Genomic DNA, 13,387 nt, shown 5'->3' on the forward strand with positions numbered 1-13,387 from the left:
CTCAAACAGGTTCTAATTGGTGTTCCTGTACCTCTTGCATTAGCTTATAAGCTTGGGTAAATGCTGTATGTACTTCCTTTTGAGAAATATTAAGCTCATTGGCAATAGAGGCAAAGGAATAGTTGTGTTTACATCGCAGCTCTAAAACCTTTTGTTGTTCTTGGGTAACCTGAACCTTGTTATCATAATTTAATATAGATGGCTGATGTAACTCAAGGACATTATTTTGGTTGATGATGTTTTTAAGATCTAGGATAGCTTTGTTTACCTCATTACGGGTCTCAGTTATACCCATTCCCATTAGCTTAGCTATTATTTTATAGCGGAATTCATATTTTAAACAGAGTTCAATCAGTCGTTTTCTTTCTGGTTGGAGTAGGGGTAATACCTGAATAATTTGATCAAAATCTTCCTGTTGATTTTCCTGATCTTTCCAGTTTTGTGCATCTTCTTTAGGATCATAGCCTGCTAAATAATCCTGGTAGTTATCATAGCTTTCTAAGGAATTTATATTCTTAAAAAATTTATGTTTCGGATTGGTATAATAGGAATAACATTCCCTTTTCATCACCATCCGAAGAAAGAAAAAGAGATGTTTTTCAGATTCGATCTTATCGCGATTCGCCCATAACTTTAAGAAGGTATCCTGTACTAAAGATTCTACTACAAAATCATCACTGATGATTCTTTTTCCCACCCAATAGACCATCCGGCTATATCGGGCATGAATATGTACCAGCGCTGATGAATCATTTACTTTTAATAGTTCATAGTTATTATCCCGCATAATAGAACTCTTTTAAATTATGACATAATCATTAAAATTTAATTGCACAGGTTTTCACCTGCCATTACAGCATTATGTAGGGAATGAAGCTGTAGCTATTATGACAAATCCAGAAATGGATATACCCAATAGCTATGCGAGTTCTAAAATTTTTAAAAAGAAGAAGCTTTGAAATTATGTTGAGAAGAAGTGCCTTTTTCTACAAGTAAAAAGGCGTGGAACTCAACTTATTGCGCAGGCGGTACTGGTATACCTTTGGAACAATAAGAGAGCCCACGCCCCGGGTCGTGAGCATCTTGCTTATTCTCTCGTTCCATTTAAAAATTACCAGTTTTCCAGCACGAGATTCAAAGCGAATGCTTCTAATATTTACTTAAAGAAGTTTCGCAAATATAATAATATGAGGTAAATATAATTAAAAAGTTTTAATGAGAGCGAACACTCTCATTAAAATTTCTGATAATCTTTTCATTTGTATTAATGACAAAGAAAAACATGCATCTCGGGAAAGTTTATTTATCAAATAAATACGTTTGTAAATATATTAGTGAAGAATGGTTGACATCAAATGATATAAGTACTAGAAAATACGGTAAAATGTATGGCGTTAATTATCATATTATAGAAAAAATTCAGCAGGAAGATGGCTATAACATGCCCTTGTCAACATTAAGTACAATTTGTTTTAATCGCGGAATTAAATTATCCGATTTTTTCAAATTGGTAGAGAAACGCTATGGAAAATATTTGAATGATAGTTTCAAATATTAAACTTGATTTTAATCATTTTATTATATACTAACTAGTATTGCGCTTATCTTGGAATATTTTAGAATATATAAGTATTTTGGTTTGCATATAACCAGTTGGCAACAATGCTTTTATAGAATTTGCTACAATGAAGAAAAATCAATAGATCCCTCTTGATAACCTCTGTAGATTATTAAATCAAGGTCTTCAGGAATAATAGTTATTATAAAAGCTACACCTTGAGGTTTATATATCTTTTCTAATTTAACTTCGGCCGTACCTTTCTTATGATCATATGAATTTATATACCGCCAATTAAAATTATAGATTTCTTTTTTATAATTATCTAACGATTCTTTGATCTCTTTTTGCTTAATGTTATAAATTCTTCCAGAACTCTGAGAGTTACTTTTTGACCAAACATTTGCCATAAGAACTTTCTCATCGGTTTTGTATAAAACAACAAAAGCATTTTCACTAAGAATCTGAGGTGTTACATCCACTCCATTATGAGAAGCATCTTTAATTATAAATTTAGCTATAACATCCTCTTTTGTTTCCTGACAAAAAGAAATATTGAAAAAAAGAAGAAATAGCAGAAAGGTGATTTTTTTCATAATTTAATTATCAACACCATAAACTTCGATTATTTGACCAGCATCGTTAAACTTGTAGCGAACTTCACTTTCCACACTTTTCTGCTCTCCAGTTTTATCAAGGACATAGTAAAATTTTGTGTTCAGAATATAATTGTAGTCATTTATTTTCTCCACATAAACATCTTCATTTCTAGAAGAACGAACAGTTTCCCAAGAATCTAGGTATTGCTTATGAATTTCATCCTTCGTAGGATAATTTATATTCCAATATCTCTTTATATTCTTAGAAAAATGACTATAAATTTTATCAAAATTTCGATCCTTTTCCGCAGTTAATAAAGACTTTATATTATTAGAGTAGTCCACTTTTGTTGAATTTTCACTACTATTCCTTGATACTATCCTTTCATCTTGATTAATAGCTGGGGTATTATCATTTTCGATCGGTAAATCATTATAAAGCTTCACTAAATTCCGAATGGGAATGCCTAAACTAAAACCTTGATAATCGTAGGTTTTGGCATAATTAACAGCAATTAAATCTCCCCACTTATTAATTATTGGACTACCACTAGAGCCTGGTAAGGTAGGAACTGAATATAAAATTCTATCACTATCAGGATCCTGACTAACATTTCCAGAAGTAAATTGAGACTTTACACCTTCTTTGGTTATTGCTAAATCAAATCCATGATTGTAACCGATCATATATACTTCATCATTTAATTTTATTGGATTGGTTTCTTCCAGATTAGGTAGAGATAACAAATTATTAATATGTGAGGGGGTTCTTTTGTTCTTTAATTGGATAATGGCTAAATCAATATTTTCATTTTCGGATTTTCGAATTGCCACGCAATCTGCAAAGTCATCACTATTTTCTATAAATGTGTTATCATATGCAACTCCTAACTTAGTCCTAACAAGATTAATTTGAACCTTATCTTTTTCATAATTAAGCAGTCCAATTAAATCATTATAATTTTCATTTTTAGCTTGAATATTTGAATATGTCTCTTTAAATTTTTCTATCTCCGAATTAGAGAGATAATCATAATTATCATTATAATACTCCTTAATCCAACTTAAAGTATCTTTATTAGCCTGGATATCCAAATTAATATTTTGCTTTAAATTCGTATAAAAATTATCAAGCTCACCAAATACAGAATTTTTATCATATTCGGGATAAATTACATGTCTGTTTGTTGCAATCTTACCTTCCTTATCAATTAAAAAACCGGTTCCAAATGATACATCGGCATTTCTAAAAGCTTCTTCTTTATCCTGATATAAGCGAAAGTTGTCACCCGATCCTGTAAAATAAAAACTGATATCCTCAGCAACTTGTATTTCATGATAATAATCACTTTTTATAAGAACTACACTTTCTCTATATTTATCATACAATTCATCCGGAGATGGAGGTTCTTTTTTACAGCTTATTACTAAAAATGAAAAAAGTAATAGTAAAATTCTATTTTTCATAAGTATTTAAGTTAGTGTAGGGTCTGTTAAAAATATAAAAAATTCTTTAAAACTAATGTAATCTAACAAATCCATTCACATCTAACAGATAAAAATTAAAAAGAACAAAGCACAGTTGCCAACAACGGTTATCACAAATAACGGGTATTGTCGAAAAAGTGTATTTTAGTATCCTAACAAAAAACAACTAAGCCGACAAATTAGCGTCCCTACTCCCGCAACTTGTGTTAACCGAGACCGTTAGGTTTCATGTGAAAAACACTCTACACTAAACAATAATTTAAATGAAAATTAAAAAAATTGAGGTTAAAAATTTCCGTCTATTAGAGAATCTAGAATGTAACTTAGAGGATGATATCACTTTAATTGTGGGAAAGAATAATACAGGAAAAACTTCTTTTTTTGAAGCAATAAAATTAGCAACTTCTAATGATGGAAAGTTTATTTTCGAAGATTTTGCACAAAGCTCATATGCAATTTTCATTACTGTTCATAGCAATTATTTAAAATCTAAGAAAGAAGGAATTAAAGAAGAAGAGCGTGAAGAACTTGAAAAACAAATAATAGTTGAAATTCCAAAAATTAAAATCAATTTTGAAATTGAGTACAATACAGAGAATAATGAATCATTAATAGAGCTAAGTGAATTTATAACAGACCTAGAAAATGTAAGAAATGATGCTACAATCTGTATTTCTTTTGAACCAAGAAATACTTTAAAACTATTTCAATCATTTGAAAACAGAGAAGATAAAGCCATCGGCTTAATAAAATATCTTCACGAGAACATTAAGATTTTATACGATACTGTTTGCTATGCCCTTGATAAAGATTCTGATTATACTAGAATAATTGAGGATAGTTTTAAAACCAAAATTCAAAAAGTAGTACTTTTTGAAAGTATAAAAGCAATGAGAATTTTAGATGATACAAAAGGTGATTCTACTAATGCATTGTCAATCGGTTTTTCTAATTACTATAAACAAAGGGATAAAACTAACAATCAAGATGTTAAAGATTTAGAAGAGACACTGAAAGGAGTTTCTAAAGAATTGAAAATCAAATATGAAAAAGTTTTAGAAGGCATAATGTCCAAACTAGAAAAATTTGGAGCAAAAACACCAATTACAATCCCTCCAATAGGAATAAATTCAAAATTTGATTCTGAAAAAGTTATAAAAAACAACATTCAATATCTTTACAAACAAGACGAAATTGATTTGCCAGAAAGTTATAATGGACTTGGTTACAGCAATCTAATTTATATGATTCTAGAATTAGCAAGTTTCATTGAGAAGTTTAAAAATTCCAAAGAAGAAAAACTATCAAATTTTCTTGTTGTTCTTATTGAAGAGCCTGAAGCTCATATGCATCCTCAGATGCAACAAATATTTATCAGTCAAGTTTCAGAAGTTGTAAAAGATGCTAAAAAAGATACCGATATACAAATTCAAGTAATCGTCACAACACATTCTTCTCATATTCTTTCAGAATCTGGAATTGAGACTGAAAGAGGGTTTAATAGAATCAGATATTTTAATAGGTTGGCTACTGATTCTGGGTATAAAATTACAAATCAAGATTTCAATAATTTAGAAATTAAAGATGATAAACGAACTTTTAGATTTTTAAGACAATATTTAACGCTACATAAATCTGATTTATTTTTTGCTGATAAAGTTATTTTGGTTGAAGGTACTACCGAACGTATGCTTTTACCCCAAATGATTAAGAAATCTGCAATTTCATTATGTAATGAATATGTTTCAATACTTGAAGTTGGTGGAGCTTACGCACATTCTTTCAAGGAAATGTTAGAGTTCATTAATGTAAGAACATTAATAATTACAGATATTGATTCTGCTCATAAACACACTAAAGATGGTAAAGAAAAAACGGGAAAATGTAAAGTTGATATTGGCGAATTTACCACAAACCATACTTTAACTAAATGGTTACCCAAAAAAACAACTATATCAGAATTAATAAGTTGTAAAGTTGAAGAAAAAATAAAGAATAATATTTGTGTTGCTTATCAAATAAATGAAAATGGTTTTAACGCAAGAAGTTTTGAAGATGCTTTTATAAATGCAAACAAAGAGTTTTTTATATCTGAACATATTGAGGAAGGAGAAGAAAATCTTATTATTAAAAATGCGTTTTCATACCTAAAAAAGAAAGATATTTCTAAGGAAATACCGGATAATATTACATCTAAACAAAAAACGGAATTCGCATTTGATATTATGTCATTTGATGAAGAGAAATATGGAAAATGGAAAGTTCCAGAATATATAAATGAAGGTTTGATTTGGTTAGCTAAAAACGATTAGAATGATAGCTATTGAACAAATAATAAAACATATAGAAGAAAACAAAAGCTATGTGCTTGAAGCTGGTGCAGGTTCAGGAAAAACATATACTTTAATTCAAACCATAAATTACGTTTTAGAAACTAGAGGAGAAAGCATCAAATTAAACAATCAAAAAATTATTTGTATAACTTACACCAATGTTGCAAAAAATGAAATCATTGAAAGACTTGAAAATAATCCGTTAGTCATTGTTTCAACCATTCACGAATTTTTATGGGATTGTATCAAAAGGTTCAACAAACAGTTAATAATCGAATTAGATGTATTGAATGAAGCTCTCCCTACTGATAAATCTTACAAGAGCGAAACAGGACTAAAGAATAGAATTACACAAGTTACTTATGATGATAGAGGTTATAGAGATTTTGAACAAGGAAGTCTGCATCATGATGATGTAATAACTTTGTCTTTACAAATACTTAAAAACTATATTTTCTTAACGCATATTCTAGGTCAAAAATATCCATACATATTTATAGATGAATATCAAGATACCGCAAGTGAAACAGTTGATGCTATTGTAAATTATCTACTTGAAAGAAATAAAACAAAATTACTAGTTGGTTTCTATGGAGATTCATATCAAAAAATTTATGATGAAGGGATTGGTTCACTTCAATCTTATATTGATTCAAACAAACTTGAACTTGTAACTAAAGATGATAATTATCGATCTTCCGTAAGTGTGGTAAATCTATTAAACGAAATTCGAGATAATATAACTCAAACAATACCTAAAAGTAAAGTTAGTATTGATGGAAGTGTTCAATTCATTAATTGTACAAATGCTCCTATGAATCCAAAAGAAAAAGTCACACCTTATCGAGCAAGAATTGCAACAAAAAAAGATTCAGATTACAATAGTATTGTGTCAAATTTAGAAACAAATGGATGGGATTTTTCAGAGATTGGGATTGATAAAATTTTAATAATTGCAAATAGTAAAGTTGCGGAAAGAGCAGGTTTCGGAAACCTATACAAAACCTATTCTAAAAGATTTTTTGACCCCAAAGCTGAATTATTAAATAGAGAAAATCAATTTGCTTCTTATTTCTTTGGTTCTAAAGACAAAAAAACCTCTAAAGAACGAGAAACAGGAATTGAACATTTAGTTTCTTTTTGGGAGGACAAAAATTATAATGGAGTTATAAAATATTTAAAACTACAAGGTGTTTTTAGTTCTCTAACTAAACATTCTGACAAACAAGAAATAGAAAGTAAATTAAAAGAATTGACAATTTTAAGAACGACTGGAACAGTTCAAGATGTTTTTGATTTTTGCCAAGTAAACCAGTTGTCATTACCGTCTAACAAATTGCAAAAATTCATAGAACAGCTAAATAAAGATATTACTCGTATTATTGACGAAAAAGAAAAGAAAACTGCAATTAAAAATAAAGAATTCTACAACTCATTAATGCAAACTGATTATAATGAGATAATTTATGCCTTTAAACACATTCAAGAACAAACTTCATATTCCACTAAGCACGGAACGAAAGGAGAAGAATATAGAAATGTTTTGGTTATTATTGATGATACGAGTTGGCCTAGTCAATATAATTTCGAAAAATTCTTTAATGACACTGATGATAAGGAACATAGGAAATTAAGAACTAAAAATTTGTTTTATGTTTCTTGTTCTAGAGCTAAAGAAAACTTAGTTGTTTTAGCTCTTTCTCAAATGGGAGATTCAGCAATGAATAAAATAACTGAATGGTTTGGTTCTAAAAACATAAAAACACAATAAAAAAGCACGAAAACCTACCAATGTATATAAAAATAGGCGAAATAGTAATAAAATCAAGGCTTTTGGCTCGTATCAAAGTAAGTGCCTAACCGAAAGTTTCGTGCTTCGAAATCGCCTACTTTTCATATACTAATCGTTGTGTGTAATAAAAGAAAAATCGATGTCCAAAAGAAACTTTAAAACTGGAAATGATGTTGGAGATGAATTATATAATTTAGAAACAAAAGAATATGTTTGTTCTCAACATATTAAAAACGCCTTCATCGAAAAGTATATAAAGGACAAAGGAACAAAAGGTATATGTGACTATTGTGATAAAAAAATTAATATTGTTGAATTAAACGTAGTTCTCGAACTTTTAATAACTGGTATTGACTATCTATTTGAAAATCCTAACGAATCAAGATATTTGAATAAAGATGGACTTCACGGTTTGGATGGAAATACATTTGATTTTTATGATTTATGGTATGAAGATTACCTAGACTTAAGAATTAATGATACAACTCTATTTGAAGATATTTATAATTATTTAAGTAATGAAAATCTTTATTGTTATAAAGATGAATATGGTTCTGAAACTGATTTTTTAAATGACTCTTGGTCTCATTTCAAAAAAATTGTAAAACATAAAGCTAGATTTGTCTTTCATTACAAAGATGTGTTTTCTAATTATAACCTTGTTGACCCAATATCATTACTTGATAAAGTTCAAAATTCAATCATAAAATTTAATTTAATCACTGAATTAAAAAAGAACACTGCATTGTATAGATGTCGTCATCATAAAACTAAAAAGGAAGTTAAACTCGCAAAGCATTTAGCTTCTGCACCAGAAAATTTATCTAAAGCAAATGGAAGAATGAATCCAGTTGGAATATCAATGTTTTATTCTAGTAAGTCAAAAGAATTAACTATTAAAGAGGTTGTTGATTATTCGGACAAGTCTAAACCTTTTTATACAACTGGAATTTTTAGGACTAATGAAACTCTTAAACTTGTTGACTTAACGGATTTACCAATTGCAGGAAGTATTTTTGATTCTACAGCTAATGATGATATTGATACAATCGCATTTTTAAATGGATTCATAGAAGATATAACAAAGCCAATTAATTATTCAGACACGATAATTGAATATATTCCAACACAAATTGTTACAGAATACATAAGGTTTAATCCAAATCTAAATGTTGACGGAATTATTTATCCTTCATCAAAAGAAAATAGTCTAAAAAATATTGTTTTATTTTACGACCACGAAGAATCAATAGAAAATTTGACATTTAGTAAATCCAGTTTAAAAACAAAAGTAGTATAATTACTACACACAACAACGGTTATCACAAATAACGGGTAGCATTTAAAAGAAAATAATTAAATTAACCAACCAACAGGTCTAAGTCGATAATGTCGCATTACCCACTCCACCAACTTCGATAACCGAGACCGTTGTGGCAATTAATTTAAAGAGAATTTAGAAATATAAAATGTTTGTATATAAATATAGAAGTGGAGAAAAATATGATTTTGATTCATTAAAGCATAATCAATTTTGGGCTTCCACTTCCAAAGAATTAAACGATCCTTGCGAGGGAATTGTTAATTCAAAATATATAAAGTTTGGTCTTAATTTACTAGGAAAGCTTTTTGGAATTGATTCTGTAGAGGAAAGAAAATTTATTGAACAGAATGCAGTCGATGTTCTTTCTTTTAATCTTGAGAAAGGAATTTATTCATTATCTAAAACTCCACTTGATGAACTTCTTTGGGCTCATTATTCTAATTCACATAAAGGATTTTGTATCCAATACGATTTAGATAAATTACTGCAAACGGATGGAATTTTAATCTCTGATTCAGTTCGCTATTCGGATGATCCACCTGAAATACCCTATACCGATATTTTACCAAAAAATTCAGACTCCCATATGAAAAAATCAGGATTTTTTAAATCTAAAAGATGGGAATACGAAGAAGAATATAGAATAATTACTGACAAGTTTGGATTAAATACATATTCTCAAGATGCAATTAAAGGAATCTATTTTGGTTTGAAGATGAGCACAAATCATATCAATCAAATTTTAGAGATTTTTAAAGGAAAGAAAATTGATTTTTATAAAATTGCTTTAGAACAGAATAGCTATAAACTGAAATCTGTAAAATTAGAAAATCTAAAAATGTTTAGCACACCAAATTAATGGTTAATACAAATACGGGTATCATTTAAAAGAAAATAATTAAATTAACCACAATTAAAATCTCATCCGACAAGTTCGCGTCCCTGCTTCCGCAACTTGTGTTAACCGAGACCGTTAGCTAAAATCATTTTATAAAAAATTAGATATATAATTATGAATGGAAGAATCTGAAAATTTTAATAGTGCAAAAAGGGCATTTTCAAATTCCTTATTAGAAATTTGTCCTGATTTGGCAGAAAAAGAATTAGAATTTATATTAAAGAAAGTTTCCCTTACTCAAATAAGAAGTAAAACATTTTATCTAAAAGCTGGAATAGTTCAAGAAAGCTTAGGATTCGTTTATAGCGGTCTTTTAAGAAGTTACTATTTGACCGCTGATGGAAAGGAAGTTACCACAGCTTTTCTAAGTGAAAATAGCACAGCCACGGACTATCGTTCATTCATACAACAAATACCTTCAAAATTTTATATTAAAACTTTAGAACCTTGTATCTTCATTAATCTATCATACAATTCAATTCAAGAATGCTATTCCAGGTTTAAAAATTTTGAAAAATATGGTCGACTGATCGCTGAATATTTATTAATTAAACGCCAAAATAGAATTGAAAGTTTTTTATTTGAAAATGCAGAGCAAAGATATCTCAATTTCTTAAAAAATAATCCGAGGCTAATAAATCGAATAACTTTAACCCATCTATCTTCATTTCTTGGAATTGAAAGACAATCACTAACCAGAATTAGAAAAAATCTTTAAAAAATAAAAATTGACACAAATGTGTCAGTACGCTCTATTCTTAATTAAATACTTTCGTGAGATTAATAATAAATAAGCCAAGTTAAATAATTATGAGAAAGTTTACTGCCATTTTAATAATGCTACTATCAACACTAACCTATTCACAAGAAAATTTAGTAAATAAAACGAGTATTCCATTTACATTGACTCAATACGGACATATAATAATTCCAGTTAAAATTAATGGTGTAGAAGGAAGATTTATATTTGATACTGGAGCAGGAATAAATATAATTTTTAAAAATTTTGAAGATAAAATTGAAAATCTACAACAAACGGACAATTTCTATACAGGACATAGAGCTACAGGTGAAGAATTGCAAGTTGATCTATATAATCTAGAATCTTTATCATTAGGCAGTTTTAATGTCAAGAATGTAATTACTGGAGTTTACGATATAGATTTTGAATATGACGGATTAATCTCCCTAACTTTATTCAGGAAGACACCAATAAGTATAGATTTTAAGAATAAAGTCATTACAATTGAATCCGAATCGTCCATGCAAGATTTAATTAAAGATAAAGATTTCGAAATGCCTATTCAAATAACTAATGACAGGAATATAGATGTAAGTATATCTACTAACATTAAACTAAACAATAAATTAAACTTGAATGTAGGATTAGATAGTGGTGCAGGATTTGACGTTTATAGGTTTAATTCGAGATATCTAACAGCTTTTAAAATTGATTCAACATTAATAAAAAAGGTTTATAAAAAAAGTTATTTTAAAGAAGGTGAGGGTAACAATTTTTTTATCACGAAAATACCCGAATTAATAGATGATAATAACAATGCATCAGTTAAAGATTTCGACGCTATTTTTATTGAAGGCCTTATATATGAAGGTATAATGGGAATTAATTGGATTGGAGAAAAATTAACAATTGATATTGCTAACCAAAGAATATTAGTGCAAAAATAACATTTGCTAACAACGGTTATCACAAATAACGGGTTGCTTTTCAAAGAAAATAATTAAATTAATCAACAATTAAAACCTAAGGCATCAAGTTCGCATCCTTACTGCCTTAGGTTATGTAATTGAGACCATTAGGCTCAATTTTAATAAGCATCGTAACGACCAAAAGAATTCATCGGATTTTAAAAAAAGCATTCATAAACCAATCAAAATGAAATATCCACAACTTCTAGTTCTATTTGTAATTATGTATTTCAATTTAGGTGCACAGAATAATCAACAAATTGAAAATAAAGATCTAGCAAATAATATTTACATAATTAAAAACGTCAATATCATTCCTATGACCACAGATAATGAAATCATTGGAAATGCAACAATCGTAATTGAAAAAAAAATTTTATCTATTAACAGTGATTCAATTCCAACGAATGGAAAGATTATAGACGGAACTGGAAAATGGTTAATTCCTGGTCTTATAGATATGCATGTACATACTAATTCTGATGTTAATTTCAGAGGAAATTCACCTACTCAAGGTGCTACATTTTTTATGGACACACAGGATATTATGACACCATATATTGCTAACGGTGTTACAACCATATTTGACCTTGGAGGAAGAGTCGAGCATTTTGGGCAAAGAAACGAAATTGCTAAGGGAAAGGTTATTGGTCCACGAATGGCAATTGCGGCAATGATAAATGGTGGAGACCCAAATAATGGGGGAAGAATCGTAAATACAGCCTCAGATGCACGACAAGCTGTTAGAAGTGCAAAAGCTGAAGGTTACAATTTTATAAAAGCATATTCTAATTTAAATATTGAATCTTTTAAAGCACTCGTAGATGAAGCTGAAAAACAAGGACTAAAAGTTGTCGGACATATTCCAGATGCTTATAAAGGTAAAACAGAAGAAGCTTTTATTCCACATTTTGGTTTAGTCGCCCATGCAGAAGAATTTTCTAAGCAAATAAGAAATCAAGATAAGACAAAGAAAGACGCTCAATATTTTGCTCAATTAGCAAAAGAAAATGATACTTGGTTAATCCCTAATTTGATAGCTATAGTCAAGATAAGAGATCAAGTTCAATCTCTCGATTCGATTCGACAAATGGAAACTTTAAAGTATGTACATCCACTTTTACAAGATAAATGGTTAACATCGAACAATTACAACAAGCATTCAAGTCCAGAATTTATTGATTATTTAGACAGTTTAATTACATTTCATAAAGAAATAGTAGTAGCTTTTAATGACGCTGGAGTACCAATGGTTGCAGGAACCGATGCAGGAACTTCCGGCGTAGTAACAGGTTTCTCACTTCACGACGAGTTGGAGTTATTAGTCGATGCAGGTTTAACAAATGAAGAAACACTGATTTCTGCTACTCGTTTGCCAGCTAAATGGTTAGGCATCGACAAAGAAGTTGGTACTGTAGAAATAGGAAAATATGCGGATCTTATTTTACTAGATGCCAATCCTCTAGAAGATATAAAAAATACACGAAAAATTTCTGGTGTATTTGTGAATGGTCGATGGCTTGGCAAAGCTAAGCTTGATAAAATGCTTTTGGAATTAGAACAAAAAAACAACGCAGAAAAAGATAAATATGAATGGAAGAAAAGACGAGAATATTAGAGGATAAAACTGTGCCTAAAATCGATTAAGAGCAAACGGAGGATTTTTAAAACCTTTTAAAAAAAAC

Annotated in this window: 11 protein-coding genes; 8 read left to right on the plus strand and 3 right to left on the minus strand. The window is 29.2% G+C overall.

The window, feature by feature from the left end:
* Position 1: 1 nt before the first annotated feature.
* The gene (locus tag P163_RS08240) at positions 2 to 787 is read right to left on the minus strand and encodes an RNA polymerase sigma factor (RefSeq protein ID WP_034889488.1); all 786 of its coding nucleotides are present in this window, start codon (positions 785 to 787) and stop codon (positions 2 to 4) included.
* A gap of 480 nt (positions 788 to 1,267) precedes the next feature.
* Between P163_RS08240 and P163_RS08245 the strand changes: the two genes are divergently transcribed.
* Positions 1,268 to 1,558: a hypothetical protein gene (locus P163_RS08245; RefSeq protein ID WP_034889490.1), complete on the plus strand. Its 291-nt coding sequence runs from the start codon at positions 1,268 to 1,270 to the stop codon at positions 1,556 to 1,558.
* A 122-nt stretch (positions 1,559 to 1,680) separates the two neighbouring features.
* Here the strand turns inward: P163_RS08245 and P163_RS08250 are convergent, their stop codons facing one another.
* Both P163_RS08250 and P163_RS17840 read right to left on the minus strand, forming a co-directional pair.
* Positions 1,681 to 2,154 carry a hypothetical protein gene (locus tag P163_RS08250; RefSeq protein ID WP_034889491.1) on the minus strand — a complete coding sequence of 158 codons (474 nt, stop codon included), beginning with the start codon at positions 2,152 to 2,154 and terminating at the stop codon, positions 1,681 to 1,683.
* Positions 2,155 to 2,157: 3 nt separating this feature from the next.
* Positions 2,158 to 3,624 carry a serine protease gene (locus tag P163_RS17840; RefSeq protein WP_051931185.1) on the minus strand — a complete coding sequence of 489 codons (1,467 nt, stop codon included), beginning with the start codon at positions 3,622 to 3,624 and terminating at the stop codon, positions 2,158 to 2,160.
* Between the two features lie 284 nt (positions 3,625 to 3,908).
* Between P163_RS17840 and P163_RS08260 the strand changes: the two genes are divergently transcribed.
* The 7 genes from P163_RS08260 (at position 3,909) to P163_RS08290 (ending at position 13,320) form a co-directional block, all read left to right on the plus strand.
* Positions 3,909 to 5,957 (plus strand): ATP-dependent nuclease, encoded by a 2,049-nt coding sequence (locus P163_RS08260; protein ID WP_034889493.1) that lies wholly within the window; start codon positions 3,909 to 3,911, stop codon positions 5,955 to 5,957.
* Position 5,958: 1 nt separating this feature from the next.
* Positions 5,959 to 7,749 carry a UvrD-helicase domain-containing protein gene (locus P163_RS08265; RefSeq protein ID WP_034889495.1) on the plus strand — a complete coding sequence of 597 codons (1,791 nt, stop codon included), beginning with the start codon at positions 5,959 to 5,961 and terminating at the stop codon, positions 7,747 to 7,749.
* Positions 7,750 to 7,909: 160 nt separating this feature from the next.
* Positions 7,910 to 9,070 carry a HEPN-associated N-terminal domain-containing protein gene (locus P163_RS08270; RefSeq protein WP_034889497.1) on the plus strand — a complete coding sequence of 387 codons (1,161 nt, stop codon included), beginning with the start codon at positions 7,910 to 7,912 and terminating at the stop codon, positions 9,068 to 9,070.
* Positions 9,071 to 9,239: 169 nt separating this feature from the next.
* Positions 9,240 to 9,953 carry a DUF2971 domain-containing protein gene (locus tag P163_RS08275; protein ID WP_051931186.1) on the plus strand — a complete coding sequence of 238 codons (714 nt, stop codon included), beginning with the start codon at positions 9,240 to 9,242 and terminating at the stop codon, positions 9,951 to 9,953.
* 157 nt (positions 9,954 to 10,110) lie between these two features.
* Positions 10,111 to 10,710 carry a Crp/Fnr family transcriptional regulator gene (locus tag P163_RS08280; protein ID WP_034889499.1) on the plus strand — a complete coding sequence of 200 codons (600 nt, stop codon included), beginning with the start codon at positions 10,111 to 10,113 and terminating at the stop codon, positions 10,708 to 10,710.
* 92 nt (positions 10,711 to 10,802) lie between these two features.
* Entirely contained in the window at positions 10,803 to 11,681 is an 879-nt protein-coding gene (locus P163_RS08285) for a retropepsin-like aspartic protease (RefSeq protein ID WP_081891316.1), read from the plus strand.
* 208 nt (positions 11,682 to 11,889) lie between these two features.
* Entirely contained in the window at positions 11,890 to 13,320 is a 1,431-nt protein-coding gene (locus P163_RS08290; protein WP_034889503.1) for an amidohydrolase family protein, read from the plus strand.
* Positions 13,321 to 13,387: the final 67 nt, after the last annotated feature.

This window comes from Gillisia sp. Hel_I_29, assembly GCF_000744275.1.
Lineage (GTDB): Bacteria > Bacteroidota > Bacteroidia > Flavobacteriales > Flavobacteriaceae > Gillisia.

What these genes read in the sequence shown, in the direction of transcription:
- P163_RS08240 (WP_034889488.1), bottom strand. Translation starts at nt 787, where the DNA reads ATGCGGGATAATAACTATGAACTATTAAAAGTAAATGATTCATCAGCG.
- P163_RS08270 (WP_034889497.1), top strand. Translation starts at nt 7,910, where the DNA reads ATGTCCAAAAGAAACTTTAAAACTGGAAATGATGTTGGAGATGAATTA.
- P163_RS08260 (WP_034889493.1), top strand. Translation starts at nt 3,909, where the DNA reads ATGAAAATTAAAAAAATTGAGGTTAAAAATTTCCGTCTATTAGAGAAT.
- P163_RS08245 (WP_034889490.1), top strand. Translation starts at nt 1,268, where the DNA reads ATGACAAAGAAAAACATGCATCTCGGGAAAGTTTATTTATCAAATAAA.
- P163_RS08275 (WP_051931186.1), top strand. Translation starts at nt 9,240, where the DNA reads ATGTTTGTATATAAATATAGAAGTGGAGAAAAATATGATTTTGATTCA.
- P163_RS08280 (WP_034889499.1), top strand. Translation starts at nt 10,111, where the DNA reads ATGGAAGAATCTGAAAATTTTAATAGTGCAAAAAGGGCATTTTCAAAT.
- P163_RS08265 (WP_034889495.1), top strand. Translation starts at nt 5,959, where the DNA reads ATGATAGCTATTGAACAAATAATAAAACATATAGAAGAAAACAAAAGC.
- P163_RS17840 (WP_051931185.1), bottom strand. Translation starts at nt 3,624, where the DNA reads ATGAAAAATAGAATTTTACTATTACTTTTTTCATTTTTAGTAATAAGC.
- P163_RS08285 (WP_081891316.1), top strand. Translation starts at nt 10,803, where the DNA reads ATGAGAAAGTTTACTGCCATTTTAATAATGCTACTATCAACACTAACC.
- P163_RS08290 (WP_034889503.1), top strand. Translation starts at nt 11,890, where the DNA reads ATGAAATATCCACAACTTCTAGTTCTATTTGTAATTATGTATTTCAAT.
- P163_RS08250 (WP_034889491.1), bottom strand. Translation starts at nt 2,154, where the DNA reads ATGAAAAAAATCACCTTTCTGCTATTTCTTCTTTTTTTCAATATTTCT.